Raw genomic sequence first — 23594 nt, 5'->3', positions numbered from 1 at the left:
ACGCCCGCCAGAGGTCACGGGGTCACCCCGCGAATCCTCGGCCTATTCCTCCCCGGCGCTTGGGCGGTACATGCTGGTCGGGACCGTGGCAAAGAGCCGCAGCGCGGTCCAACGACCGCCCGACGCGCAGCGGGCGCCCGTCGGCGGGCACGCCCTCGATCATGTAGAAAAAGTCGTCGCTGTAGCTACTAGCGACACCACCCCGGGGGTAGATCGTTCGGCCCTCGAGTCCACCACCATCGGGTCTCGTTCCCCTCTGCGAGGGGCCGCCAGTACCGTGCGAGCTGAGCGCCGCCGTCCTCGTGCGTCACGGCGCGATAGCGCTCGTCGAGGCGATCCAGCGTGCGGGTGAGCTTCGTGTGAGCCGTTCCTTGCAGAGCCTCGCAATACTCTTCCAGACCATCCCGGACAGTCAGGTCATTGAGGTACGTGTAGACAAAGTCCTGGCCTGGCCACCCCTCCTCCATGTCGTTGATCAAGTCCTCCCATATCGCGAAAGAGGAGAGAACGCCGTAGATTGGATCCTTTGCCTGCGCCGCCTGTTCGGGCGTCCGGCCCTCCTTCTTCACGGCGAGGCGCTGAAGATCGAGGACCCTGATCATCTGACGTTCGTCGGGAGTGAGGCTTCCGGCCAGAGCCTCCGTCTCACTGCCACGCCGCGTAAGGCGAATCATTACTCCCCGTCGCTGATTGTCAGACCGACGGGGCAGGTCACGCCCGTCCCGCCGATCCCGCAGTAGCCGTTTTGCCGCAATATCCCAACGAGTCACTCATATTGGACCGACCCCAGTTAGGTGCGCCGCGAACCAATCACCATTCTCCTGGCAGGTGGGATCGCGAAGAGCAGGCCAACTGCTGCGGCCCACACGAGGAGAATGAAGATCGGATTACTACCGAACACGAGTCCCACAGCGTAGAAGACGACGAAGTAGAGGACGACTGCGGCGATAACCCCACGTAGAAACCGCACGACATCAACCCTACGTCGAGAAGAGGGAAACGGGCCGTGTCCAGAATCTCAGCCGCCTGCCGGATCAGGTGTCATGGGTGATCACAGGGACTTCAGGCCCCGCATGATCAGGTCGGTGGCGTGACGCCAGGAAGCCACAGCCTCCTCCTCTGACCGGCCCAGGCTGTGGCTGGCGAGCCCGGTCGCCTGGACGGCTCCCATCAGCGCGCCCACCGCGGCCGCGCGGCCAGCATGATCCCGCGCATGAACCGCTCGATCCGCAGGTCGGACAGCTGCCGGTCGCCCGAGGCGATCAGCACGCCGAGGAGGTGTCACCCCCGTAGGTGAGCAAGAAGCTCGTCTCCAACGGGATATGAGCGTTCCTGGGGCAGCAGCCGGGCGGCGGAGTCCAGGTCACCACCGCTGACGAGGGCGTGTATCTCGTGGGCGAGCGGGGTCATGTCGCGGATGGCGACCGTCCATTCGTCGGCGTAGCGTCGTACGGCCTCGCCCGAGAGGCCGAGTTGCAGGGATCGGTAGGGAAGAGGCTGCAAACGCAGGCCCCGCTCGGGGTCCCACTGCACGCGGGCGGGGGCGCGCTTCAGCTGACGCTGCCAGGTTTCGCGGTCGGGGTGTACGTCGCGAGCGTAGGTCGACAGACACGCGTGCCGCAGCGCCCATTCGAAGCCGTCACGGTTGATCTCGACGGCGAGAACGGTCTCCTGCCCCGGCTTGGCGCCCCAGCCGCACCGGTACATCATCCACAGGAACGACGGCTTGATCCACGTCATCCTGTTCCGTTTCCACGCGGCGGGGAAACGGCCGTCGCGGACGGCGGGCAGGCCTATTTCCGGGTCGTACGCCTGGTAGACGGTGATCGTTGAGTCCGAATAGGCGGCACGGATCCCGCGTTGCGGTTGTTCCATGGGGTACAAGCGTGAGGGCGGACGGCTCAGACGGCCAGCGAATTTTCGGATGGCCGTTCACCGTGGCGGAGAGACCGTGCGGATTGCCGGTGCCGCGACCCACCGCGCCGGCTCCTTGTCCGTGGCTTGCGGCCGCGCGGGCACGGAATCGCTCGGAACCCTCGCGCGTTGAGAAGAGCGGGCAGGCATGGGATGCCGGTGGTGCCCAAGCGACCGAGCTGAGAGATCGTGGAGGGGGTCGTCATGGCTACGCAGACGCAGAGGGCCGTGCTGGCAGGCGGATGCTTCTGGGGGATGGAAGAGCTGATCCGCCGCCTTCCGGGTGTGACGGCGACCCGGGTCGGATACACCGGGGGTGACGTGCCGAACGCGACGTACCGTAACCACGGGACGCACGCGGAGGCCATCGAGATCCTCTTCGACCCCGAGACGACCGATTACCGCGCGATCCTGGAGTTCTTCTTCCAGATCCACGACCCGAGCACCAAGAATCGCCAGGGCAACGACATCGGTCTCAGCTACCGTTCGGCGATCTACTACGTGGACGACGAGCAGAAGCGGATCGCCGAGGACACGATCGCCGATGTGGACGCCTCCGGACTCTGGCCGGGCAAGGTCGTCACCGAGGTGGAGCCGGTCGGCCCCTTCTGGGAGGCCGAGCCCGAGCACCAGGACTACCTGCAGCATTACCCGAACGGCTACACCTGCCACTTCCCGCGTCCGGGATGGCGGCTGCCCGCCCGCACGGAGGGCTGACCCCGTTCAGCCGTCGGTCGTGGTGCGCAGATACCGCCGGCCCAGAACCCCGGATCAGATCATGATGGGCATGTGGAGCGCGTGCCCGAGCTGTTCCAGTGCCCCCGTAGGGCCGTCGGTCCCTGTAGGCGTCGGCTGGGGCGGCCAGCTGAGTCAGTGCCAGGTTTCCGGCGTCATGAAGCAGACCGGTCAGCCCGGCGCCGGCCAGCGTGACCAGATACGGCCTTGACGTCTCGGCCGGGCGAGCGGCCATCACCAGCCCGGCCGCGGCTCGGCCTGCCACTGCGCCAGATCGCCGATCTGCTGGACGCTCCCGAGCCGCAGCTGCGGCAGGCGCTGACCGAGATCGTGGCGAACATCAGGCGTGACATCGCCACGCTGGCCGCGACCGCGGCTCACGCCGAGGACCACCTCGCCGTGCCGATGTCGATCCTGCCTCAGCGGACCGCAGCGAATTCGCGTCGACTCCGCGTCCGCCGCATGCGTCTCAACCATCCCGACGAACTGGCCGCCGTCTGCCCGGCGCCACCGGCGACCCTACTGACCAGAGGTCAATCTACGTGGGGGTAGGCGCGCTCTAGGTAGTCGTTGAGCTGTCGCCATTGCGTGGGGTGGATGTCCAGCGAATGAAGATCACCAGGGGCCACCCAGCGCACGTCGCTGGCCTCATCGTTGGCCCCCGGCCGACCACCGACCGGGCGGGCGATCAGCATCACCTCGTACTCCTGCCGGATCTCGCCATCGGTGTAGGCCACGATGTGACCAGGGTCGGAGTAGATGCCCAGGATGCCCACCGGCTCGACGCGGACGCCAGTCTCCTCTTCGGTCTCCCGCACGGCGCACTGAGACGGTGTCTCCCCGATCTCCATCTTGCCCATGGGCAGAGCCCACTGACCGGTGTCGCGTCGGCACTGCATCAGGATGCGCCCCGCGTCGTCCACCGTGACCGTCCCGCAGGCGGGTACCAGGCTGTTCGCCTTCGGCGCGTCCGGGTCGTTCCAGTACTCGACTCGCCCCATGAGCTGCCTTTCAGATCTTCGCGCCGGACCACGGCACTGCCTCGGCCCAGACGCGCTCGAACGATGACATGTAGTGGTCCGCTATCGTCCCGCCGTCGAGGCGGCGAAAGTGGAAGGTCGGGTTGGCCGACGCTGGTTCACCGTACGCGTGTGGGTTGACCAGGATGTCGTCGTCGTAGCGGAACAGTGAGGCATACAACGTGGTGGAGTGCAGCCGCATCTCGCAGCCATCCAGGTCGGGCAGCGCCCGGTAGTAGGTCAGGGATGAGCGTATCTTGGCGGCCAGCGTCCCCCCGAGACCCTCTTCATGGTCACGCGTGTCGACGGGCTGAGCGTTGGGATCACCGAAGCACAACCTGATCGCGACACCACGTTCCACCGTCTCTCTGAGCAACCGTGCGATCTTGGGCTGCGTCTGGGCGTAGAACGTCCCTGAGAAGACCAGCACGTCCACCTTCTCCTGAGCATCGCTGAGAAGTCGCAGCCACAGTTCGCGTGGCACGCTGGCGCGATCGGGGAAGACCTCGACCAGCTCCGACCGGTTCGCCCTGCCTCGGCGCTCCTGGCTGCTTTCCAGCACGTCGGGCCACAGGTACGTCTCGTCGGCAGTAAGCAACTTCGCAGCCGCCCACCGGTGCCGGCGGTGCGGGACCCGACCGGTGTTGATCCACCGCTCCACCGTCTTCGGCTCGACGCCACACGTCTCAGCCAGGTCTTCCATGCCCACACCATGACGGAGCATCGCTGTGCGTAGTCGCTCGTTCACGCACTCCAGTGGACGCGAACACCCCGGGACGTTTCAAGTCCATCCAGGGACGTTTCTCGGTAACCCAACACGTCCCGACGATGGGCTCCGGCGCAGTTCAAAGGTCCCGTCCGCCCGGCTTCACTTGGACTCACTGGTACCGCCGTCACTGGAGGTAGGTGGATGTACCCACAGCACGCGCTGTCCGACCCTGAGGTCGCCACATCGCTGGACGCTGCCGAGCAGTTGCGGCGGGAGTTGAGGCACCTCAACATCCTTAGCGACGTACACGACGGCTACGGGATCGCACTCGTCTCGGTGTGGGTCGGACTCATCGTCTGGTGCCACCATGACGGGTTCTGGTGGCGTACAGGCTGGGAACCGAACCGGAAGCGCGCCGTCTACGCCTGCCACCCACTCCTGGAGCCCGGAAGAGCAGCCCACCGCGTCGCCTTCCGCTACGCAGAGGTGCGCAGGTCTCACCCACTCTCACCGATGATCGATGGAGCACAGCCGTGCCGGTGACCTTGGAGCAGGTGGTCAGGCGCTTCCCTGGGTGGCAGATCTATGACCTGGCCGGTGGTTGGACGGCCATCCGCGTGAGCCTGGTCCCACAGAGCAGCAACCTCAACAACGTTCGCTGCGGAAAGACTATGGAAGAGCTGGTTAGGCACCTGGAGGCCGAGATCAGGGCAACGAACGCCGGCAAAATGGCTTGAAACCTCCCCCGTAACCATTTGCGCAGCAGCACCGGGCGAGCGCATTAGACGACCACTCCCTCGATCTCCCCATAGTCGCCACTCGTAAAACCGCCAAAAAGGCTGCCCTATAACACTAGGCACGGTCTCCGTAAAGTAAGGAGAGCGTTCTGCCGAGCGCCATTTTGCTAGCCCTCTGCTGCCTGCCGGCTAATTCTGTCGGAGCCGCCGCTTAACCTCGCTCCATGGTTTCCGTCAGATCGCATTGGCGATATCTCAAAAGCGGCAAGCGGACACGAGTGAGGGCTCACACTCGAAACTCCCCCACCGCCGACACCACCGACTCCGACTCCTCAGGCGCGATCGTGCTCGTAGCTCTGATCATCGGCTTTGTTCTCCTATCAGGCGGTGTCGCGGCCGTCGCGGGCTCCTCCCGCGCAGAGGGGAACACAGACAACGCACCCCGCCCGGTAGCCTCCAATCCGATCACGCTCCCGCCAGGCCCCAAGGGGCAACTCGCGGAGGCACTTCGCAGCGCTCGACTAAAAAGCGGGCTGTCGATAAACCAGGTTAGTGCGCGAACGGGAATATCCACATGGGCGCTTGAGGGGTTTGAACGAGCGCAGGTTATTCCCAATGCGAGCGATCTCAAGGATCTCACTCCGCTCTACGGGCTGACCGGCGAGCAATGGACCATACTCGAGGCCACAAGATCCGATATCGTTCGCCGACCATAGAATCTGTCCATGAACAGGGCCGCTTACCGGAGATCGCGCTTCGCGGCGACGCAGACGCGGAAGCATCCGTGGCGATCTCGCCGTAGCCCGGCCTCTTCAGGACCTCCTGGTACGCCTCCCGCGACGCCTCCGCCGCCTTCTGCTGCTCCGGCGAGCGCCAGTAGATCGCCGAGCGGTACTGGGTGCCGGCGTCGTTGCCCTGGCGCATGCTCTGCGTCGGGTCGTGAACCTGCCAGAAGACGCGCTCGGCGCCCCAGAAGCAGCCCAGGCCGAAGTCGGCGATCTCCGTGCCCACGGGGTACGTCGGAGCCAGGGGCGCGTCCAGGATCGCGTGTCGCGCCGGGACCGGCATCTCCGTGGAACGCCCGGTCAGAGCGTCAGCGGGACTGACCATCGATGTCTTGTCGCCGCCGAACAGCCAACCCACCGAGCCACCCCCGGACAGCCCCGCTACCTTTTAGCAGTCCTACATATTTCCGTACAGCAATACGCATTTGTGTTTAAAGGTGGTAATGCCTGAAACTGGACTACATGCCTGACCTGAGGCGCGGTGTGCTGTTCGGGGCTGCCGCCTACACGATGTGGGGATTGTTCCCCCTGTACTGGCCGCTGCTCAAGCCGTCAGGAGCCGTTGAGATCCTCGCGCACCGCATGGCCTGGTCACTGGTCGCGGTCCTGGTGGTGCTGGCCGTGCGGCGCCACTGGTCCTGGATGAGAGAGCTGCTCAAGGAGCCCAGGAAGCTCGCGCTGCTGACGCTGGCCGCCGTGATCGTCACCGTCAACTGGGGCGTGTACATCTATGCCGTCAACGCCGGTCAGGTGGTCGAGAGCGCCCTGGGGTACTTCATCAATCCGCTGATCAGCGTGTTGTTCGGGGTTGTGCTGCTCAAGGAGCGCCTCAGGCGGCTGCAGTGGGTGGCGGTGGGGTTCGGGACACTCGCCGTGCTCGTGCTGACCATCGACTACGGCCGGCCGCCGTGGATCGCGCTCGCGCTGGCCGTCAGCTTCGGTCTGTACGGGCTGGTCAAGAAGCAGGCGAACGTGGGCGCGGCCGAGAGCCTCACCGTCGAGACCCTGGTGCTGCTCACCCCCGCGCTGGGCTACATCCTCTATCTCAGCCTGACCGGGCAGTCCACGTTCGGAACCGAGGGGCTCGGCCACGCGGCGCTCCTGGTCGGGGCGGGCGTGATCACGGCGGTGCCGCTGCTGTGCTTCACCGCCGCCGCCATCCGGGTGCCGCTCAGCACGATCGGCCTGCTTCAGTACATCGCGCCGGTCCTGCAGTTCCTGTGCGGGGTGCTGGTCGCGAAGGAGACGATGCCGGCCAGCCGCTGGATCGGGTTCTCGATCGTGTGGCTGGCCCTGGCCGTCTTCACCTACGACAGCATCCGTACGGCCCGCGCCACACGGGCCGCGATCAGGAGATCACCCAGAACGCTCGACAACGTAGTCACATAGCGCCAAAAATGCGTTCTTGGCGGGGATGTCTGGGAGGCTGGAAAGGTCGGTACGAGCCCGGTTCACCCAGGCATCCAGCTCGGCCCGCGCCTGTCCCATGGCCGGGTGCGCCCGCAGCAGCGTCAGCGCCTCGTCCAGGTCCGACTCGGCCACCGGCCCCGACAGCAACTCCGCCAGCCGCGAGGACGGGTCCGAGGCCAGAGCGTAGAGGACCGGCAGCGTCCGGATACCCTCCCGAAGATCCGTCCCCGGCGTCTTGCCCGACTCCGTCGAGGTGGACGCCACGTCGAGCAGGTCGTCCCCCAGCTGCCAGGCCACCCCGACGGCCTCGCACGCCCGACTCAGCCGCTCTTCGACGTCGGAAGGCGCCCCGGACAGCAGCGCCCCGAACCGGCCGGAGGCCGCGATCAGAGACCCGGTCTTGTCCGCGAGCACGCTGATGTAGTGCGCCACCGGGTCCTCTTCGCCGCGCGGCCCGATGGTCTCGCGGATCTGACCCTGCACGAGGCGGGAGAAGGTCTGGGCCTGTACGCGGATGAGCTCCGGCCCGAGGTCGGCCAGGAGGTCGGACGCCTGGGCGAACAGGTAGTCACCGGTGAGGATGGCCACGGTGTTGTCCCACCGGGCGTTGGCCGACGGCGAGCCCCGGCGTACCGGAGCCTCGTCCATGACGTCGTCGTGGTAGAGCGACCCGAGATGGGTCAGCTCGATGACCACGGCGCCGGGCACGACACCCGGCGCCGACGGATCCCCGAACTGGGCCGCCAGCAGCACCATCAGCGTACGGAAGCGCTTGCCCCCGGCCTCGATGAGGTGCTTGGACGCCTCCGTGACGAAGGCGTCCTCGCTCTCCACCGACGAACGCAGCAGCTTCTCGACGGCGGCCAGTCCGTTGGCCACGTCCTGCGCCAACCGTTCGTCCTCAATGGGAAGGTCAACCACGGGAGGCGCGGACATACAGATCCCCTTATCTGATGAACAGGCCGGATGCAGCCTGGTTGGCGAGGTCGAGCATGGGCTGCGGGAAGAGCCCGACTCCTACCGTAATCAGCAGCGCGATGGCGATGACGGCCACGGTCCCCATACTGGGCACCGCGATCGAGGGGCCGTCGGCCGCCGGGTCGCTGAAGAACATCAGGACGATGACGCGCACGTAGAAGAACGCGGCGATCGCGGAGGCGACGACGCCCAGCACGACCAGCCCGGTCATCCAGCCCCCGAGCGAGTCACCGGCCTCGGACCCACTGGCCAGCGCGGCGGCGAACACGGCGTACTTGCCGAAGAAGCCGCTGGTCAGCGGGATGCCGGCGAAGGCCAGCAGGAAGAACGCGAAGATGCCCGCCAGGATCGGCGAGCGCTTGCCCAGCCCGGCCCAGCGCGACAGGTGGCCCGCCTCGCCGCCGGGGTCGCGGACCATCGTGACCACCGCGAAGGCGCCGACCGTAGTGATGCTGTAGACGAGCAGGTAGAACATGATCGCCGACAGCGACTTGGCGTTCTGCGCGCTCTTGTCGAACGTGGCCATGACGCCGATCAGCAGGAAGCCCGCGTGCGCGATCGAGGAGTAGGCCAGCATGCGCTTGATGTCGGTCTGCGTGATCGCCAGGATCGCGCCGACCACCATCGTCAGAGCCGCCACGGCCCACATGACCGGACGCCAGTCCCAGTCCAGGTTGCCCAGCGCCACCCAGAACACCCGCAGCACGGCGCCCACGGCCGCGACCAGCGTGCCGGAGGCCATGAGCGCGGTGATGGGCGTCGGAGCGCCCTGGTAGACGTCCGGCTTCCACGCCTGGAACGGCGCCGCGCCGATCTTGAACAGCAGGCCGACGCCGAGCAGCGAGACTCCGAGCAGCAGGATCGGGTCGAGCAGCGAGCCGGTGGCCAGAGCCTTGTTGATGCCGGTGAACGACACGGTCCCGGCGTAGCCGTAGATCATGGCCGTGCCGTACAGGAAGAAGGCCGAGGAGAACGCGCCGAGCAGGAAGTACTTCATCGACGCCTCCTGCGACAGCAGGCGGCGCCGGCGGGCCAGGCCGCACAGCAGGTACAGCGGCAGCGACATGACCTCAAGGCCGACGAACATGGTCAGCAGGTCGTGCGAGGCGGGGAAGAGCAGCATGCCGCCCACCGCGAACAGGACCAGCGGGTAGACCTCGGTGTGCGAGCCACCGGCGGCCTCGGCCTCCTCCTCGTCGGCGCTGCCGGGCACGGCCGCCGCCGAGGCGACGAAGTGGCCCTCGTCGTTGATCATCAGCACGCAGACGAACGACAGGACGAGGATGACGCCCCAGATGAACAGCGAGGGTCCGTCGACCGCGACCGCGCCCATGGCGACCGGCGCCGTCGGCACGGCGCCCTTGAGCACCTGCACGATGACCAGCGCGAACGCGCCGGCCAGGGACAGCAGGGTGAGGGGTACGTGGATCGACTTGCGCATGTAGCGCGGCGCGAACGCCTCTACGAGCACACCGACGACGGCCGCGCCGAAGACCAGCAGCATCGGCGCCAGCGTGCCGTATTCGATGGTCGGCGCCACGACAGCGTCGTTCACTGGCCGGCCCCCTTCTCAGCGATAGCCGGGTTGTCCACTTTCACGTTGACCAGCGTCTGGGTGACCGTGGGGTTGATCACGTCGAGCAGCGGCTTGGGGAAGAAGCCGAAGCCGATGATCAGCGCGATGAGCGGCGCCAGGACGACGATCTCGCGCACGTTCAGGTCCTTGAAGGCCTTCACCGGCTCGGCGGTCGGCCCGTTGAGCGCCCGCTGCACCATCCACAGGATGTAGACGGCGGCCAGGATCACGGCCAGCGCGGAGACGATCGCCGCGACCGCGAGCGCGCCGGACCCGAAGGCAGAGCTGGTGTAGGTGCCGATCATCACCATGAACTCGCTGACGAACGACGACAGCCCCGGCAGCGAGAGCCCGGCCAGACCGGCGATCAGGAAGAAGCCCGCGAGCAGCGGGGCGACCTTCTGGACGCCTCCGTAGTCGGCGATGTGCGGCGAGCCGCGCCGGGCGATGAGGAACCCGGCGGCCAGGAACAGCGCGCCGGTGGCGAAGCCGTGGTTGACCATGTAGAGCGCGGCACCGGACTGCGACACCTGCGACATGGCGAACACGCCCATCACGATGAAGCCGAAGTGCGAGATCGACGTGTAGGCGATGAGCCGCTTCATGTCGGTCTGCCCGATGGCCACGATCGCGCCGTAGATGATGCTGATGACCGCGAGGACCACGATCGGCATCGTGAACGCCTTGGCCGCGTCGGGGAACAGCTCCAGGCAGAAGCGGAGCATGCCGAACGTACCGACCTTGTCGAGCACGCCCACGAGCAGCACGGCGGCGCCGGCCGGAGCCTGCGCGGCCGCGTCGGGCAGCCAGGTGTGCACCGGCCAGAGCGGCGCCTTGATCGCGAAGGCGATGAAGAAGCCGGCGAACAGCCACTTCTGCGTCGCGGGGTCCTGGATGACGCCGACGAGCTCGGGGAACATGAACGTGCCCTTGCCCGCGACCACGTACAGCGCGATGACCGCGACCAGCATGAGCAGGCCGCCGAACAGCGAGTACAGCAGGAACTTGACGGCCGCGTACGACCGCTGCACGCCGCCGTACGACCCGATCATGAAGTACATCGGGATCAGCATGGCTTCGAAGAAGACATAGAACAGGAAGATGTCGGTCGCCGCGAAGACGCCGATCATCATCGCTTCCAGCACCAGCAGCAGCGAGAAGTACGTCTTGACCGACCGCTTCGGGGTGATCAGCGTGCCGTCGGCGCTCTGCGTGCCGTCGGCGTCGTGCCAGGAGGCGAGCACCACGATCGGCACCAGCACCGCCGACAGCGCGATCAGTACGAGCGCGATGCCGTCGACGCCGACCCCGAACTTCACGCCGAAGCTCGGGATCCAGTCGTAGACCGCCTGGAACTGGAACCTGGGGCCGCCCGTCTTGAACTGGACCGCCATCACGAGCGTCAGCGCCAGCACGACCAGGGACACCAGCAGCGTGGCCTGCTTGGCCAGCTTGTCACTGCCCTTGGGAAGCAGGGCCACCACGATGGCGCCCAGGACGGGCACCGCCATGAGTATCGGGAGCCAGGGTGACATCAGATGTTCCCAACGAGGAGCAGGGCGCCTGCCAGGAGGGCAGCACCGAACAGGATGGACAGCGCGTAGGATCTGGCGAAGCCCGTCTGGATCCGCCTGAGACGCCCCGAGGTCCCGCCGATGCCCGCCGCCAGGCCGTTGACCAGCCCGTCGATGCCGCGGTTGTCGAAGTACACCGCGAAGCGGGTCAGCCACTGGCCGGGGCGCATGAACAGGGACTCGTTGAGCGCGTCGCCGTAGAGGTCACGACGGGCGAACGTGGTGAGGAAGGAACCGCGCGGCGCCACGGCGGGCACCTCGGCCCTGCCGTACCTGACCCACGCGAAGCCCGCCCCGACAGCGACCAGCGCCAGCGTGGCGAGACCGGGGACGCTGGTCCAGTGGAAGGTCGGCAGCTCCTCGGGCAGACCCACGGCCGGACCCAAGAACTTCATCAGCGTGTTGCTGAGGATCAGGTAGCCACCCAGGAAGATCGAGCCGATCGACAGGATGATCAGCGGCCAGGTCATGACGGCTGGCGACTCGTGCGGGTGCGCATCCTTCTCCCAGCGCTTCTCCCCGAAGAAGGTCATGAAGACCATCCGCGACATGTAGAAGCCGGTGATGCCCGCCCCCAGCACGGCCAGCCAGCCAAGCACCTGGTTGTGTTCCACGGCGGTCTCGATGATGCCGTCCTTCGTGAAATATCCGGACAGCAGCGGGAACCCGATGATCGCCAGGTAGCCGATGAAGAACGTCACGAAGGTCACCGGCATGTACTTGCGCAGCCCGCCGTACTTCCGCATGTTCACTTCGTCGTTCATGCCATGCATGACCGAACCGGCACCAAGGAACATGTCGGCCTTGAAGAAGCCGTGCGTGATCAGGTGCCCGATCGCGAAGGCGTAGCCCGCCGGGCCGAGGCCCGCGCCGAGCATCATGTAGCCGATCTGCGACATCGTCGAGCCGGCCAGGCCCTTCTTGATGTCGTCCTTCGCGCAACCGATGATGGCACCGGCCAGCAGCGTGGCCGCGCCGACGATCGAGACTGCGAGCGCCTGCGCCGAGTCCGGCGGGAAGAAGAACGCACCGGAGCGGACCACCAGGTAGACCCCGGCGGTGACCATGGTCGCGGCGTGGATGAGGGCCGAGACCGGGGTCGGGCCCTCCATCGCGTCCAGCAACCACGACTGCAGCGGGAGCTGCGCCGACTTACCGCAGGCGCCGAGGAGCAGTAGCAGGCCGATCGCGGTGATCGCGCCGCCGGACGGCGGGCTCTTGGCGATCTGCGCGCCCAAGTCGCTGAAGGTCAGCGTGTGGAACGTGGCCAGGATGATGAACATCCCGACCAGCAGGCCGAAGTCACCGACGCGGTTGACGACGAACGCCTTCTTGGCCGCGACCGCCGCAGAGGGCTTGAACTGCCAGAACCCGATGAGCAGGTACGAGGCCAGGCCCACGCCCTCCCAGCCGATGAACAGCCCGACGTAGTTGTCGGCCAGCACCAGCAGGAGCATCGCGGCGACGAAGAGGTTCAGATAGGAGAAGAACCGGCGCCGCTCGGCATCGTGCGACATGTAGCCGATCGAGTAGATGTGGATCAGCGATCCGACACCCGTGATCAGCAGCGCGAAGCTGATCGACAGCGGGTCGATCAGCAACCCCATGTCGACCATGCCGGGAATGAACTCATACAGATGTACGGCCTGACGGCGCTGTTCTTCCGGTAGGCCGATGAGCTCGAAGAAGGTCAGCACCGCCACGACGAACGAGGCGAGGGACATGGCCACGCCCAGCAGATGGCCCCACCGGTTCGTCATGCGTCCGAGGATCAGCAGGATCGCCGCACCCAGCAACGGGAAGGCGATCATCAGCCAAGAGGCCCCGATCATGCCGCCGGCGGTGTGCTGGACGATCTCAGCAGGAGATTCCACCAGTCACCTCTAGTACTTCAGCAGGTTGGCGTCGTCTACCGACGCGGACCTGCGGGTTCGGAAGATCGTCACGATGATGGCCAGGCCGACCACGACCTCGGCCGCGGCCACCACCATCACGAAGAACGCGATGATCTGGCCCTCGAGGTTGCCGTTCTGCCTGGCGAAGGCGACGAACGCGAGGTTGCAGGCGTTGAGCATGAGCTCGACGCACATGAACACCACGATCGCGTTGCGCCGGATCAGCACGCCCATCGCGCCGATGGCGAACAGCAGGCCCGACAGGACGAGGTAATGGGTGGTCACTTGGACTCCTCCTCAGCCGACTCGACGGCGGCCCTGTGCTTGATGGCCTCGGCGAGCTTCGGATCCTCGGGCAGATGACCCTGCTCGACGTCGAACCGCGCGATGTAGCGGTTGACCGAGCTCTCCGCGACCGAGCCGTCGGGCAGCAGCGCCGGCATGTCGATGGCGTTGCTCCTGGCGTAGGTGCCGGGTCCGGGCAGCGGCGACGGGCGATCGCCGAGGAACCGGGCGCGGGACAGGTCCTTCTGCGAAGGCCGTACGGTCAGCCGCTCGCGGTGTGCCAGCACCATCGCACCGAGCGCGGCGGTGATCAGCAGCGCCGAGGTGATCTCGAAGGCGAAGACGTACTTCGTGAAGAGCAGCAGCGCCAGCGAGCGGATGTAACCGGCCTGCCCGATCGCCGAGGCCAGCCCGGCCTCCTTGGCGAAGACGGCGTTGCCGATGGCCAGGATGACCAGCGCGGCGAAGCCCACGGCGGCGATCGCGGCCCAGAAGCGCTGGCCCCGCAGCGTCTCCACCAGCGAGTCGGACGAGTCGACGCCGACCAGCATGAGCACGAACAGGAAGAGCATCATGACGGCGCCGGTGTAGACGATGATCTGCACCGCGGCCAGGAAGGGCGCGTCCTGCACCGCGTAGAGGACCGCGAGGCAGAGCATCACGGTGCCGAGCATCAGCGCCGAGTAGACGGCCTTCCGGTTGAACACCATGCCGAGTGCCGCACCGACGGATACGACGGCGAGCACCCAGAAGGTAATGGTCTCACCCATTGGTCCGTCCCAGCCGGTAGTAGTCCTCTTCGGTGTCCCCGAGCCGCATGGGGTGCGGAGGCTGCTCCATCCCCTGGGTCAGGGGCGCGAGAAGCATCTCCTTGGTGAAGATGAGGCTCTCGCGGTTGGTGTCGGCCAGCTCGTACTCGTTGGTCATCGTGAGGGCCCGGGTCGGGCACGCCTCGATGCACAGACCGCAGAGAATGCACCGCAGATAGTTGATCTGGTAGGTGCGGCCGTAACGCTCACCCGGCGAGAAGCGCTCCGCGTCGGTGTTGTCGGCACCTTCCACGTAGATGGCGTCGGCCGGGCACGCCCAGGCGCACAGCTCGCAGCCGACGCACTTCTCCAGCCCGTCAGGCCAGCGGTTGAGCTGGTGCCGCCCGTGGAAGCGAGGCGCCGTAGGCCTCTTCTCCTCCGGGTAGTTCACCGTGACGGGCTTCTTGAACATCGTGTGGAAGGTGACCCCGAAGCCCTTGACGGGGTTCAGCCAATCAGTTAGTCCCACTGGGAATCTCCTTGTGCTGCACCCCGTGGTAGTGCGGCAGGTCGAGCGGCGGCACAGGGAAGCCACCGGCCGTTGGCTCGTTGGACAGCTCCTCGAACTCCGCCTCGACCTCCGCCTTCTTCGCTTCCTTGCGGCGCTGGTTCACGGTGTCGAACCGGGCCCAGATGGCGAGCGCGCCGACGATGACGACCACCGCGACCACCATGACGGGTGCCAGGCTGCCCTGGAAGCCGGCTTCGCCGTTCTTGACGTACATGACGGTCCGGATCGTGGCGACCAGCATGATCCACGCCAGGTTGACCGGGATGAGAACCTTCCACCCCAGCGACATGAGCTGGTCGTAGCGGACGCGCGGCAGCGAGGCCCGCACCCACACCACGAAGCAGAAGACCAGCACGAACTTGACGAAGAACCACAGCAGCGGCCACCAGCCCTCGTTCGCGCCGGCCCAGAACCACGTGATCGGGAACGGTGCCCGCCAGCCGCCGAGGAACAGCGTGATGGCCATCGCCGAGGCGACGAAGGTGTGCAGGTATTCGCCCATCATGATCAGCGCGAACTTCAGCGACGAGGAGTACTCGGTCTGGAAGCCGCCGACCAGCTCGCCCTCGCCCTCGGGCAGGTCGAACGGGATACGCGCGGCCTCACCGAAGGCGCAGAACACGTAGATCAGGAACGACGGCAGCAGCAGGACGACGTACCAGGAGGGCATCGACATGCCCCACAGCTCGCCGCCGGTCGCCTGCGACTTGACGATCTCCGATGTCGACAGCGTCCCCGCGAACAGGAACACGCCGACGAACGACAGACCCATCGCGATCTCGTACGAGACCACCTGCGCCGCCGACCGGAGCCCGCCCAGCAGCGCGTACGGCGAGCGCGACGACCAGCCGGCCAGCACCACGCCGTAGACCGAGATGGCACCCATGGCCAGCATGAACAGCACGGCCACCGGCAGGTCGACCAGCTGCAGCGGCGTCCGCACGCCGAACAGGTTGACCATCGGCCCGAACGGGGTGATCGAGAAGGCCAGGAAGGCCGGGATCACCATGATGACCGGGGCCATCAGGTAGAGCAGCTTGTCGACGGTCCGCGGGAAGAGGTCTTCCTTCAGGCCCATCTTGATGCCGTCGGCCACCGACTGGAGCAGGCCGAACTTGCCCGCCCGGTTGGGGCCGAAGCGGTTCTGCATCCTGGAGATCAGCTTCCGTTCGAACCAGACGCCGAACAGGATGCAGAGCATCAGGAAGGCGAACAGCATCACTGCCTTGATGATGGTGATCCAGAGCGGATCCTTGCCGAAATCGGCAAGAGTCGGATCAGTCAGGAGAACAGGGATCATGAGGCGCTCCCGATCGTGACGATGTCGCCGGCCGCCGCGCCGAGATCGCGCGTGACCGAGCAGCCGCCGGAGTTCGCCGGCACCCAGACCACCCGGTCCGGCAGGTCGGCGACGCGCACCGGCAACGTGACCGCGTTGGGTCCTTGACCGCCGACGACCAGCTTGCCGCCGTCGACGACGCCGATCTCCGCTGCGGTGGCCTCCGAGACCAGCGCTTCGGCCGGCCGGGCGGTGCCCGCGAGGTACGGCTCGCCGTCCTGCAGGCGGCCGTCGTCGAGCAGCAGGTGCCAGCTGGCCAGCAGCGCCTCGCCGGTCCGCGGCGCGAGCTGCGAGCGGGTGGCGGTGCTGGGGGCGGCGACGCGCGTGCCGCGCCAGGAGCCCATCGCGCTCAGCTCGCGGCGGGCGGCCGCGGCGTCGGGCAGGCCCAGGTGGACGTCCATCCGGTCGGCCAGGTTGCTGATCACGGCCAGGTCGCTCTGCAGGCCGGGCACCCTGAGCGGGGCCCCGAACGAGCGGCCCCTGCCCTCCCAGTTGACGAACGTGCCGCCCTTCTCCTGCACGGCGGCGACCGGCAGGACCACGTCGGCCCGGTCGGTGACCGCGCTGGCGCGGATCTCCAGGCTGACGATGAACGGGGTGTTCTCCAGCGCGGCCAGCGCCGCGGCGGGATCGGCCAGGTCGTAGGGGTCGACACCGGCCACGACCAGCGCGTCGAGCTTGCCCTCCAGCGCCGCGAGGAGCATGCCCGTGGTGTCGCGACCCGGCGCGTCGGGCAGCGAGCCGACGTTCCACGCCCTGGCGACCTCGGCCCTGGCGATCTCGTCGCCGACCGGGCGGCCGATGGGCAGCAGGTTCGGCAGCGCGCCCGCCTCGATCGCGCCCCGCTCGCCGGCCCTGCGCGGAACCCAGGCGAGCTTGGCGCCCGACGCGGTGCTGAGGCGTACGAGGGCGGACAGGGCACCCGGAACAGTGGCCAGCCGCTCACCGGCGAGCACGATCGTGCCCTCGGCCAGCGAGCCGACCAGCTCGCCGATCGCGTCGGCCTCCGCGCCCGGCGCGGTGCGGATGAGCGTGCCGCCCATCTTGGCCAGGCCGTTGGTGGCGAACGGAGCGATCGCCGTGACCTTCAGGCCCTTCTTCATCCACGCCTTGCGCAGGCGCAGGAAGACGATCGGCGACTCGTCCTCGGGCTCGAACCCGACGAGCAGCACGGCAGGGGCGCTCTCGAGGTCACTGTAGGAAACCTCGATGCCCCTGCCGGCCACGGCGTGGGCCAGGAACTGCGCCTCCTCGGCGGAGTGCGGCCTGGCGCGGAAATCGATGTCGTTGCTGCCGAGGGCGACCCGGGCGAACTTGGCGTAGGCGTAGGCGTCCTCGACCGTGACCCGGCCGCCCACCAGCACCCCGGCCCTGCCGCGCGCGGCGGCCAGGCCGCGGGCCGCGACGCTGAGCGCCTCGGGCCACGAGGCGGGTTCGAGCACGCCGTCCTCGTTGCGTACCAGCGGCGTCTTGAGCCGGTCGGGCTGCGTGGCGTAGGAGAACGCCCAGCGGCCCTTGTCGCAGTTCCATTCCTCGTTGACCTGCGGGTCGTTGCCGGCCAGGCGGCGGGTGACCCGGCCGCGCCGGTGGTCGGTGCGCAGGCTGCAGCCGGAGGCGCAGTGCTCGCACGCGCTCGGCGTGGAGACCAGGTCGAACGGCCTGGCCCGGAACCGGTAGGCGGCACCGGTCAGCGCGCCGACCGGGCAGATCTGCACCGTGTTACCGGAGAAGTAGGAGTCGAACGGCTTGCCGTCGGCGACACCCACCTGCTCCTTGGCCCCGCGCTCGAAGAAGTCGATGAACGGGTCGCCGGCGATCTGGTCGGAGAAGCGGATGCAGCGGGCGCACTGGACGCAGCGCTCACGGTCGAGCAGCACCTGCGAGGACAGCGGCAGCGGCTTGGGGAAGGTCCGCTTCTGCTCCTGGAACCTGGACTCGCCCTGGCCGTTGGACATCGCCTGGTTCTGCAGGGGGCACTCGCCGCCCTTGTCGCAGACCGGGCAGTCCAGCGGGTGGTTCATGAGCAGCAGCTCCATCGCCCCGCGCTGCGCCTTCTCGGCGACCGGCGAGGTGAGCTGGGTCTGCACCACCATGCCCTCGGCGACCTCGATCGCGCAGGACGGCTGCGGCTTGGGGAAGCCGCGGCCGTTGCCGGCGTCGGGGATGTCGACCAGGCACTGGCGGCAGTTGGCCGCCGGGTCGAGCAGCGGGTGGTCGCAGAAGCGCGGGATCTGGATGCCCAGCAGCTCTGCCGCCCTGATGATCAGGGTGCCCTTCGGGACGCTGACCTGGAACCCGTCGATGCTGAGGGTCACCAGGTTGGTCTCTACGGCGGTTGTTGTCACTGGTCACCCCAGAGAGTGGACTTCTTCGCGTCGAACGGGCAGCCGCCGACCTCGAAGTGCTTGAGGTACTCGTCGCGGAAGTACTTCACCGAGGAGTGGATCGGGCTCGTCGCGCCGTCACCGAGCGCGCAGAACGAGCGGCCCAGGATGTTGTCCGCGATGTCGGTGATCGTGGACAGGTCCTCCTCGGTGCCCTGGCCCTTCTCCAGGCGCTTGAGCACCTGCTTGAGCCAGTAGGTGCCCTCGCGGCACGGCGTGCACTTGCCGCACGACTCGTGGGCGTAGAACTCCGTCCAGCGCAGCACCGTACGGACCACGCAGGTCGTCTCGTCGAAGATCTGCAACGCGCGGGTGCCGAGCATGGAGCCCTTGGCGCCGACCGACTCGAAGTCGAGCGGCACGTCCAGGTGCTCGTCGGTGAAGATCGGGGTGGACGAGCCGCCCGGGGTCCAGAACTTGATCTCGTGGCCCTCGCGGATCCCGCCCGCCATGTCGAGCAGCTCGCGCAGCGTGATGCCGAGCGGCGCCTCGTACTGGCCGGGCCGGGTGACGTGGCCGCTCAGCGAGAAGATGCCGAAGCCCTTGGACTTCTCGGTGCCCATCCCGGCGAACCAGTCGGCCCCGTTGGTCACAATTGAGGGAACACTGGCCACAGACTCCACGTTGTTCACAACAGTAGGCGAGGCATACAGGCCCGCCACGGCCGGGAACGGGGGCTTGAGCCGCGGTTGACCTCTGAAGCCTTCGAGCGAGTCGAGCAGCGCCGTCTCCTCGCCACAGATGTACGCCCCGGCGCCGCTGTGCACGACGAGTTCGAGGTCGTAGCCGGAGCCGAGGATGTCGGTGCCGAGGTAGCCCTTCTCGTACGCCTCGCGCACGGCCGCGTGCAGCCGCCGGATGACGTGCAGCACCTCGCCCCGTACGTAGATGAAGGCGTGGTTGGCCCGGATCGCGTAGGCGGTGATGATGACGCCCTCGACCAGCGAGTGCGGGTTGGCCATCATCAGCGGGATGTCCTTGCAGGTGCCCGGCTCCGACTCGTCGGCGTTGACGACGAGATAGTGCGGCTTGCCGTCACCCTGGGGGATGAAGCCCCACTTCATGCCGGTCGGGAAGCCCGCGCCGCCGCGGCCGCGCAGGCCCGAGTCCTTGACGGCCTGGATGACCGCGTCGGGGTCCATCCCCAGCGCCTTCTTGGCCGCCTCATACTCGCCGTAGCCGGCGAGGGTGAAGGAGTTGGCCTGGTCCCAGTTCGCGGTCAGGACCGGGGTGAGAGTCGTGCTCATGCCTCTGGGGCCTTCCATCCGTTGGCCTTGGCGACCTTGAGGCCCTCCAGCGAGGGGCCCGCGGCCGACGGGCCGTCGCCCGCCAGGTCGTCGGGCAGGCCCGCGAGCACCCGCGAGGCCTCCTTGAAGGTGCAGAGCTTCTTCGGCCCCCTGGTCGGCCGGACGTCCTTGCCGTCGCGCAGGTCGTCGACGAGCTGCTTGGCCGACTCTGGCGTCTGGTTGTCGAAGAACTCCCAGTTGACCATCATGACCGGGGCGAAGTCGCAGGCCGCGTTGCACTCGAGGCGCTCGAGCGAGACCTTGCCGTCGGCGGTGGTCTCCTCGTGGCCGACGCCGGTGTGCTCCGACAGCTCTTCCCAGATCTGGTCGCCGCCCATGACGGCGCACAGCGCGTTGATGCAGACGCCGACGTGGTAGTCACCGGCCGGCTTGCGCTTGTACATGGTGTAGAACGTCGCGACGCCGACGACCTCCGCCTTGCTGAGGCCCAGCATCTCCGCGCAGAACTCCTGCCCGTCGTCGGAGACGTGACCGTCTTCGGACTGCACGAGGTGGAGCAGCGGCAGCAGTGCCGACCGCGTCTTCGGATAGCGTCCGATGATCTCCTTGGCGTCTCGTTCGAGACGCTCTCGGACTTCCGGTGAGTAAGTCACCGGTCCACACCTCCCATGACGGGGTCGATAGATGCCACCGCGGCGATCACGTCCGCGACCTGGCCGCCCTCCGCCATGGCGGGGAAGCCCTGCAGGTTGCAGAAGGACGGCTCGCGGAAGTGGACGCGGTAGGGGCGGGTGCCGCCGTCGCTCACCACGTGCGCGCCGAGCTCGCCCTTGGGCGACTCGATCGAGGCGTACGCCTGCCCGGCCGGCACCCGGAATCCCTCGGTCACCAGCTTGAAGTGGTGGATGAGGGCTTCCATGGAGCTGCCCATGATGTGCGCGATGTGATCGGGCGAGTTGCCGAAGCCGTCGGGGCCCAGCGCGAGCTGCGCGGGCCAGCCGATCTTCTTGTCCTCGATCATCACGGGGTCGCCCTTGAGCGGCCCGGCGATGCGGTCGAGAGCCTGCTCGACGATCTTGAGCGACTCCTCCATCTCCCGCATCCGGACCAGGTAGCGGGAGAACACGTCACAGCCGCGCTCGGTCGCCACCTCGAAGTCGTAGGTCTCGTAGCCGCAGTAGGGCTGCGACTTGCGCAGGTCCCACGGCAGTCCGGCCGAGCGGAGGATCGGCCCGGTGATGCCCAGGGCCATGCAGCCGGTCAGGTCGAGGTAGCCCACGTCCTTGGTGCGGCGCAGATAGACCGGGTTCTCGTCGAGCAGCTTGCGGATGTCCTTGATCCGCTGTGGCATGATCTTGAGGAACTCGCCGATCTTGTCGACCGCACCCGCCGGCAGGTCCACGCTGACACCGCCGGGGCGGACGTAGGCGTGGTTCATGCGCAGCCCGGTGATGTACTCGAACAGGTCCATGATCAGCTCGCGGTCGCGGTAGCCGAACAGGAAGGGCGTGGTCGCGCCGAGCTCCATGCCGAACGTGCCCATCGCCACCAGGTGCGAGGAGATCCGGTTGAGCTCCATCATCATCACGCGGATGGCCTGCGCCCGGTCCGGGACGCGGTCCTCGATGCCAAGCAGCTTCTCGACGCCCAGGCAGTAGGCGGTCTCGTTGAAGATCGGCGAGAGGTAGTCCATGCGGGTGACGAACGTGGTGCCCTGCGTCCACGTCCGGTATTCGAGGTTCTTCTCGATGCCGGTGTGCAGGTAGCCGATGACGCCACGCGCCTCGGTGACCGTCTCACCGTCGAGGGTCAGGACCAGCCTCAGCACGCCGTGCGTGGACGGGTGCTGCGGGCCCATGTTGATGACCAGCCGCTCGTCGTCGGACTCACGGACGCCGCTGACGACCTCGTCCCAGTCCGCGCCGGTGACCGAGTAGACCTTGCCCTCGGTCGCCTCGTCATATCCGGTGCTCACGAGTGAACCTCACTTAGTTCGTCTACGCCCAGCTCGATGACGCTCACGCGTACGACCTCCTCTGGTCGGGCGCGGGGATCGTGGCGCCGCGGTATTCGACCGGGATGCCGCCGAGCGGGTAGTCCTTGCGCTGCGGGTGACCTTCCCAGTCGTCCGGCATCATGATGCGGGTCAGGCCGGGGTGGCCGTCGAAGACGATCCCGAAGAAGTCGTACGCCTCGCGCTCGTGCCAGTCGTGGCCCGGGAAGACGCCGACGGTCGAGGGGATGTGCGGGTCCTCGTCGGGGGCGCTCACCTCGACGCGGACGCGCCGGTTGTGGGTGATCGAGCAGAGGTGGATGACCGCGTGCAGCTCCTCACCCTTCAGGTGCGGGTAGTGCACCCCGGAGACGCCGAGCGAGAGCTCGAAGCGCAGGGCCGGTTCGTCACGGAGCTTCTGGCAGACCTCGACGAGCCGCTCCCGCTTCACGTGCAGGGTGAGCTCGCCCCGGTCCACGACCACGCGCTCGATGGCGTCGTCGAGGGCCAGCGTGTCGACCAGCTCGTCGAAGTAGCCGCCGTAGGGGCGGGACGTGGACAGCTGAGGGGCCCGCCGTACGACGAGACCGCCGTAGCCGGAGGTGTCACCCGAGTCGGTCGTGCCGAACATGCCGCGCCGGGCGACGGGCGGCTCCACGACCGCCGGAACCTCGGGGACCTCGGCGGAGGGGACCTCGGGGAGGTTGTCGGGCGAGGTCACTTCGCGGCCCCCTGGTCGATCAGCGGCAGCGTACGCAGCGCCTGCAGTTCGAGCTCGTCGATCTGCTTGGCGCGGTGGGCGCCGAACTTCATGTTCTGGATCTTGTCGTGCAGCTTCACGATCGCGTCGATCAGCATCTCCGGCCGCGGCGGGCAGCCGGGCAGGTAGATGTCGACCGGGACGATGTGGTCCACGCCCTGCACGATGGCGTAGTTGTTGAACATGCCGCCGCTTGAGGCGCACACGCCCATCGAGATGACCCACTTGGGCTCGGCCATCTGGTCGTAGATCTGCCGCAGGACGGGAGCCATCTTCTGCGACACGCGGCCGGCGACGATCATCAGGTCGGCCTGCCGGGGAGACGCCGAAGCGCGCTCCATGCCGAAGCGCGCCAGGTCGTAGTGGGGGCCGCCGGTGGCCATCAGCTCGATGGCGCAACAGGCGAGGCCGAATGTGGCCGGCCATACGGAGTTCTTGCGCGCCCAGCCGGCGGCCTGTTCGACCGTGCTGAGGATGAACCCGCTGGGGAGTTTCTCTTCAAGTCCCATTTCTAGTCCCAGTCCAGACCCTTGCGGCGCCACACGTACGCGTAGGCGACGAGCACGGTGACGATGAACAGCAGCATCTCGACAAGCGCGAACACCCCGAGGCCCGAGGAGAGCACGCTGCCCGCGTCGTTCTTCAGCGGCGCGAAGGAGACTGCCCAGGGGTAAAGGAAAATGATCTCGATGTCGAACACGATGAAGAGCATCGCGGTGATCATGTATTTCAGCGGGAACCGTCCGCCACCGACCGGCTGGGGCGTCGGCTCGATGCCGCATTCGTAGGCGTCAAGCTTGGCGCGGTTCCAGCGCTTGGGACCGGTGAAGGGAGCGATGGCGACCGAGAAGATCGCGAAGCCCCCCGCGAGAACGGCGAGCACCAGGATGGGCACGTAAAGGTCCATCGCTACGCCTCCTCTGGAGTCGCCACG

The 23594-nt window shown here is 67.3% G+C and carries 25 protein-coding genes and 1 pseudogene; 6 read left to right on the top strand and 20 right to left on the bottom strand.

The window, feature by feature from the left end; genetic code table 11:
- Positions 1–188: 188 nt before the first annotated feature.
- On the bottom strand, positions 189–602 hold the full coding sequence (locus AB0C30_RS42295) for a hypothetical protein (protein WP_357954720.1): 414 nt from the start codon (positions 600–602) through the stop codon (positions 189–191).
- Positions 603–1281: 679 nt separating this feature from the next.
- On the bottom strand, positions 1282–1875 hold the full coding sequence (locus AB0C30_RS42290) for a DUF4291 domain-containing protein (RefSeq protein WP_357954718.1): 594 nt from the start codon (positions 1873–1875) through the stop codon (positions 1282–1284).
- A 243-nt stretch (positions 1876–2118) separates the two neighbouring features.
- Here AB0C30_RS42290 and msrA point away from each other — a divergent pair, with 243 nt between their 5' ends.
- Together msrA and AB0C30_RS42280 are read left to right on the top strand one after the other, a co-directional pair.
- Positions 2119–2631, top strand: coding sequence for a peptide-methionine (S)-S-oxide reductase MsrA (gene msrA, locus AB0C30_RS42285; RefSeq protein WP_357954715.1), 513 nt, complete (start codon positions 2119–2121; stop codon positions 2629–2631).
- 225 nt (positions 2632–2856) lie between these two features.
- Positions 2857–3201: a hypothetical protein gene (locus AB0C30_RS42280; protein ID WP_357954713.1), complete on the top strand. Its 345-nt coding sequence runs from the start codon at positions 2857–2859 to the stop codon at positions 3199–3201.
- Here AB0C30_RS42280 and AB0C30_RS42275 read toward each other — a convergent pair.
- Positions 3183–3650 (bottom strand): NUDIX domain-containing protein, encoded by a 468-nt coding sequence (locus tag AB0C30_RS42275; RefSeq protein ID WP_357954711.1) that lies wholly within the window; start codon positions 3648–3650, stop codon positions 3183–3185. The genes AB0C30_RS42280 and AB0C30_RS42275 overlap by 19 nt on opposite strands.
- Before the next feature lie 10 nt (positions 3651–3660).
- Complete coding sequence (locus AB0C30_RS42270) at positions 3661–4371, bottom strand: XRE family transcriptional regulator (RefSeq protein ID WP_357954709.1); 711 nt, start codon at positions 4369–4371, stop codon at positions 3661–3663.
- A gap of 207 nt (positions 4372–4578) precedes the next feature.
- Between AB0C30_RS42270 and AB0C30_RS42265 the strand changes: the two genes are divergently transcribed.
- The 3 genes from AB0C30_RS42265 to AB0C30_RS42255 all read left to right on the top strand — a co-directional run bounded on the left by AB0C30_RS42265 (position 4579) and on the right by AB0C30_RS42255 (position 5830).
- On the top strand, positions 4579–4920 hold the full coding sequence (locus AB0C30_RS42265) for a hypothetical protein (RefSeq protein WP_357954707.1): 342 nt from the start codon (positions 4579–4581) through the stop codon (positions 4918–4920).
- Positions 4911–5114, top strand: a complete 204-nt coding sequence (locus AB0C30_RS42260) for a hypothetical protein (RefSeq protein WP_357954705.1) — start codon at positions 4911–4913, stop codon at positions 5112–5114. Before AB0C30_RS42265 ends, AB0C30_RS42260 begins: the two co-directional genes overlap by 10 nt.
- Before the next feature lie 224 nt (positions 5115–5338).
- Entirely contained in the window at positions 5339–5830 is a 492-nt protein-coding gene (locus AB0C30_RS42255; RefSeq protein ID WP_357954703.1) for a helix-turn-helix transcriptional regulator, read from the top strand.
- A 64-nt stretch (positions 5831–5894) separates the two neighbouring features.
- On the opposite strand, the pseudogene AB0C30_RS42250 reads toward AB0C30_RS42255, so the two are convergent.
- A pseudogene (locus AB0C30_RS42250) lies at positions 5895–6224 on the bottom strand (peptide-methionine (S)-S-oxide reductase); the annotation flags it as partial.
- A 137-nt stretch (positions 6225–6361) separates the two neighbouring features.
- Between AB0C30_RS42250 and rarD the strand changes: the two are divergent.
- Entirely contained in the window at positions 6362–7288 is a 927-nt protein-coding gene (gene rarD / locus AB0C30_RS42245; RefSeq protein WP_357954701.1) for an EamA family transporter RarD, read from the top strand.
- Here rarD and AB0C30_RS42240 read toward each other — a convergent pair.
- The 15 genes from AB0C30_RS42240 to AB0C30_RS42170 are packed head-to-tail and all read right to left on the bottom strand — an operon-like array spanning position 7256 to position 23567.
- On the bottom strand, positions 7256–8245 hold the full coding sequence (locus AB0C30_RS42240) for a polyprenyl synthetase family protein (RefSeq protein WP_357954698.1): 990 nt from the start codon (positions 8243–8245) through the stop codon (positions 7256–7258). The two genes, rarD and AB0C30_RS42240, sit on opposite strands and share 33 nt — an antisense overlap.
- A gap of 10 nt (positions 8246–8255) precedes the next feature.
- Positions 8256–9842 (bottom strand): NADH-quinone oxidoreductase subunit NuoN, encoded by a 1587-nt coding sequence (nuoN, locus tag AB0C30_RS42235; protein ID WP_357954695.1) that lies wholly within the window; start codon positions 9840–9842, stop codon positions 8256–8258.
- Positions 9839–11398 carry an NADH-quinone oxidoreductase subunit M gene (locus tag AB0C30_RS42230; RefSeq protein ID WP_357954693.1) on the bottom strand — a complete coding sequence of 520 codons (1560 nt, stop codon included), beginning with the start codon at positions 11396–11398 and terminating at the stop codon, positions 9839–9841. The genes nuoN and AB0C30_RS42230 overlap by 4 nt, the downstream gene beginning before the upstream one ends.
- Positions 11398–13269 carry an NADH-quinone oxidoreductase subunit L gene (nuoL, locus tag AB0C30_RS42225; protein WP_357955003.1) on the bottom strand — a complete coding sequence of 624 codons (1872 nt, stop codon included), beginning with the start codon at positions 13267–13269 and terminating at the stop codon, positions 11398–11400. Before nuoL ends, AB0C30_RS42230 begins: the two co-directional genes overlap by 1 nt.
- 51 nt (positions 13270–13320) lie before the next feature.
- Positions 13321–13617 carry an NADH-quinone oxidoreductase subunit NuoK gene (nuoK, locus tag AB0C30_RS42220; RefSeq protein ID WP_214640635.1) on the bottom strand — a complete coding sequence of 99 codons (297 nt, stop codon included), beginning with the start codon at positions 13615–13617 and terminating at the stop codon, positions 13321–13323.
- Positions 13614–14387 (bottom strand): NADH-quinone oxidoreductase subunit J, encoded by a 774-nt coding sequence (locus AB0C30_RS42215; RefSeq protein ID WP_357954691.1) that lies wholly within the window; start codon positions 14385–14387, stop codon positions 13614–13616. Before AB0C30_RS42215 ends, nuoK begins: the two co-directional genes overlap by 4 nt.
- Positions 14380–14895 carry an NADH-quinone oxidoreductase subunit NuoI gene (gene nuoI, locus AB0C30_RS42210; protein WP_357654965.1) on the bottom strand — a complete coding sequence of 172 codons (516 nt, stop codon included), beginning with the start codon at positions 14893–14895 and terminating at the stop codon, positions 14380–14382. The genes AB0C30_RS42215 and nuoI overlap by 8 nt, the downstream gene beginning before the upstream one ends.
- Positions 14882–16237 (bottom strand): NADH-quinone oxidoreductase subunit NuoH, encoded by a 1356-nt coding sequence (gene nuoH / locus AB0C30_RS42205; protein ID WP_357954689.1) that lies wholly within the window; start codon positions 16235–16237, stop codon positions 14882–14884. The genes nuoI and nuoH overlap by 14 nt, the downstream gene beginning before the upstream one ends.
- Positions 16234–18621 carry an NADH-quinone oxidoreductase subunit G gene (locus tag AB0C30_RS42200; protein WP_357954687.1) on the bottom strand — a complete coding sequence of 796 codons (2388 nt, stop codon included), beginning with the start codon at positions 18619–18621 and terminating at the stop codon, positions 16234–16236. The genes nuoH and AB0C30_RS42200 overlap by 4 nt, the downstream gene beginning before the upstream one ends.
- On the bottom strand, positions 18618–19907 hold the full coding sequence (gene nuoF, locus AB0C30_RS42195; protein WP_219529170.1) for an NADH-quinone oxidoreductase subunit NuoF: 1290 nt from the start codon (positions 19905–19907) through the stop codon (positions 18618–18620). Before nuoF ends, AB0C30_RS42200 begins: the two co-directional genes overlap by 4 nt.
- On the bottom strand, positions 19904–20560 hold the full coding sequence (nuoE, locus tag AB0C30_RS42190; protein ID WP_357954685.1) for an NADH-quinone oxidoreductase subunit NuoE: 657 nt from the start codon (positions 20558–20560) through the stop codon (positions 19904–19906). Before nuoE ends, nuoF begins: the two co-directional genes overlap by 4 nt.
- Positions 20557–21882, bottom strand: coding sequence for an NADH-quinone oxidoreductase subunit D (locus tag AB0C30_RS42185; RefSeq protein ID WP_357954683.1), 1326 nt, complete (start codon positions 21880–21882; stop codon positions 20557–20559). The genes nuoE and AB0C30_RS42185 overlap by 4 nt, the downstream gene beginning before the upstream one ends.
- Before the next feature lie 43 nt (positions 21883–21925).
- Positions 21926–22558: an NADH-quinone oxidoreductase subunit C gene (locus tag AB0C30_RS42180; RefSeq protein WP_357955002.1), complete on the bottom strand. Its 633-nt coding sequence runs from the start codon at positions 22556–22558 to the stop codon at positions 21926–21928.
- 59 nt (positions 22559–22617) lie between these two features.
- Positions 22618–23169, bottom strand: coding sequence for an NADH-quinone oxidoreductase subunit B (locus AB0C30_RS42175; protein WP_219529166.1), 552 nt, complete (start codon positions 23167–23169; stop codon positions 22618–22620).
- A 2-nt stretch (positions 23170–23171) separates the two neighbouring features.
- Complete coding sequence (locus AB0C30_RS42170; protein ID WP_214640645.1) at positions 23172–23567, bottom strand: NADH-quinone oxidoreductase subunit A; 396 nt, start codon at positions 23565–23567, stop codon at positions 23172–23174.
- Positions 23568–23594: the final 27 nt, after the last annotated feature.

Source organism: Nonomuraea sp. NPDC048901 (assembly GCF_040649695.1).
Lineage (GTDB): Bacteria > Actinomycetota > Actinomycetes > Streptosporangiales > Streptosporangiaceae > Nonomuraea.
Note: the sequence above shows the minus strand (reverse complement) of the source record. Positions and strands in the feature narration are given on the sequence as shown.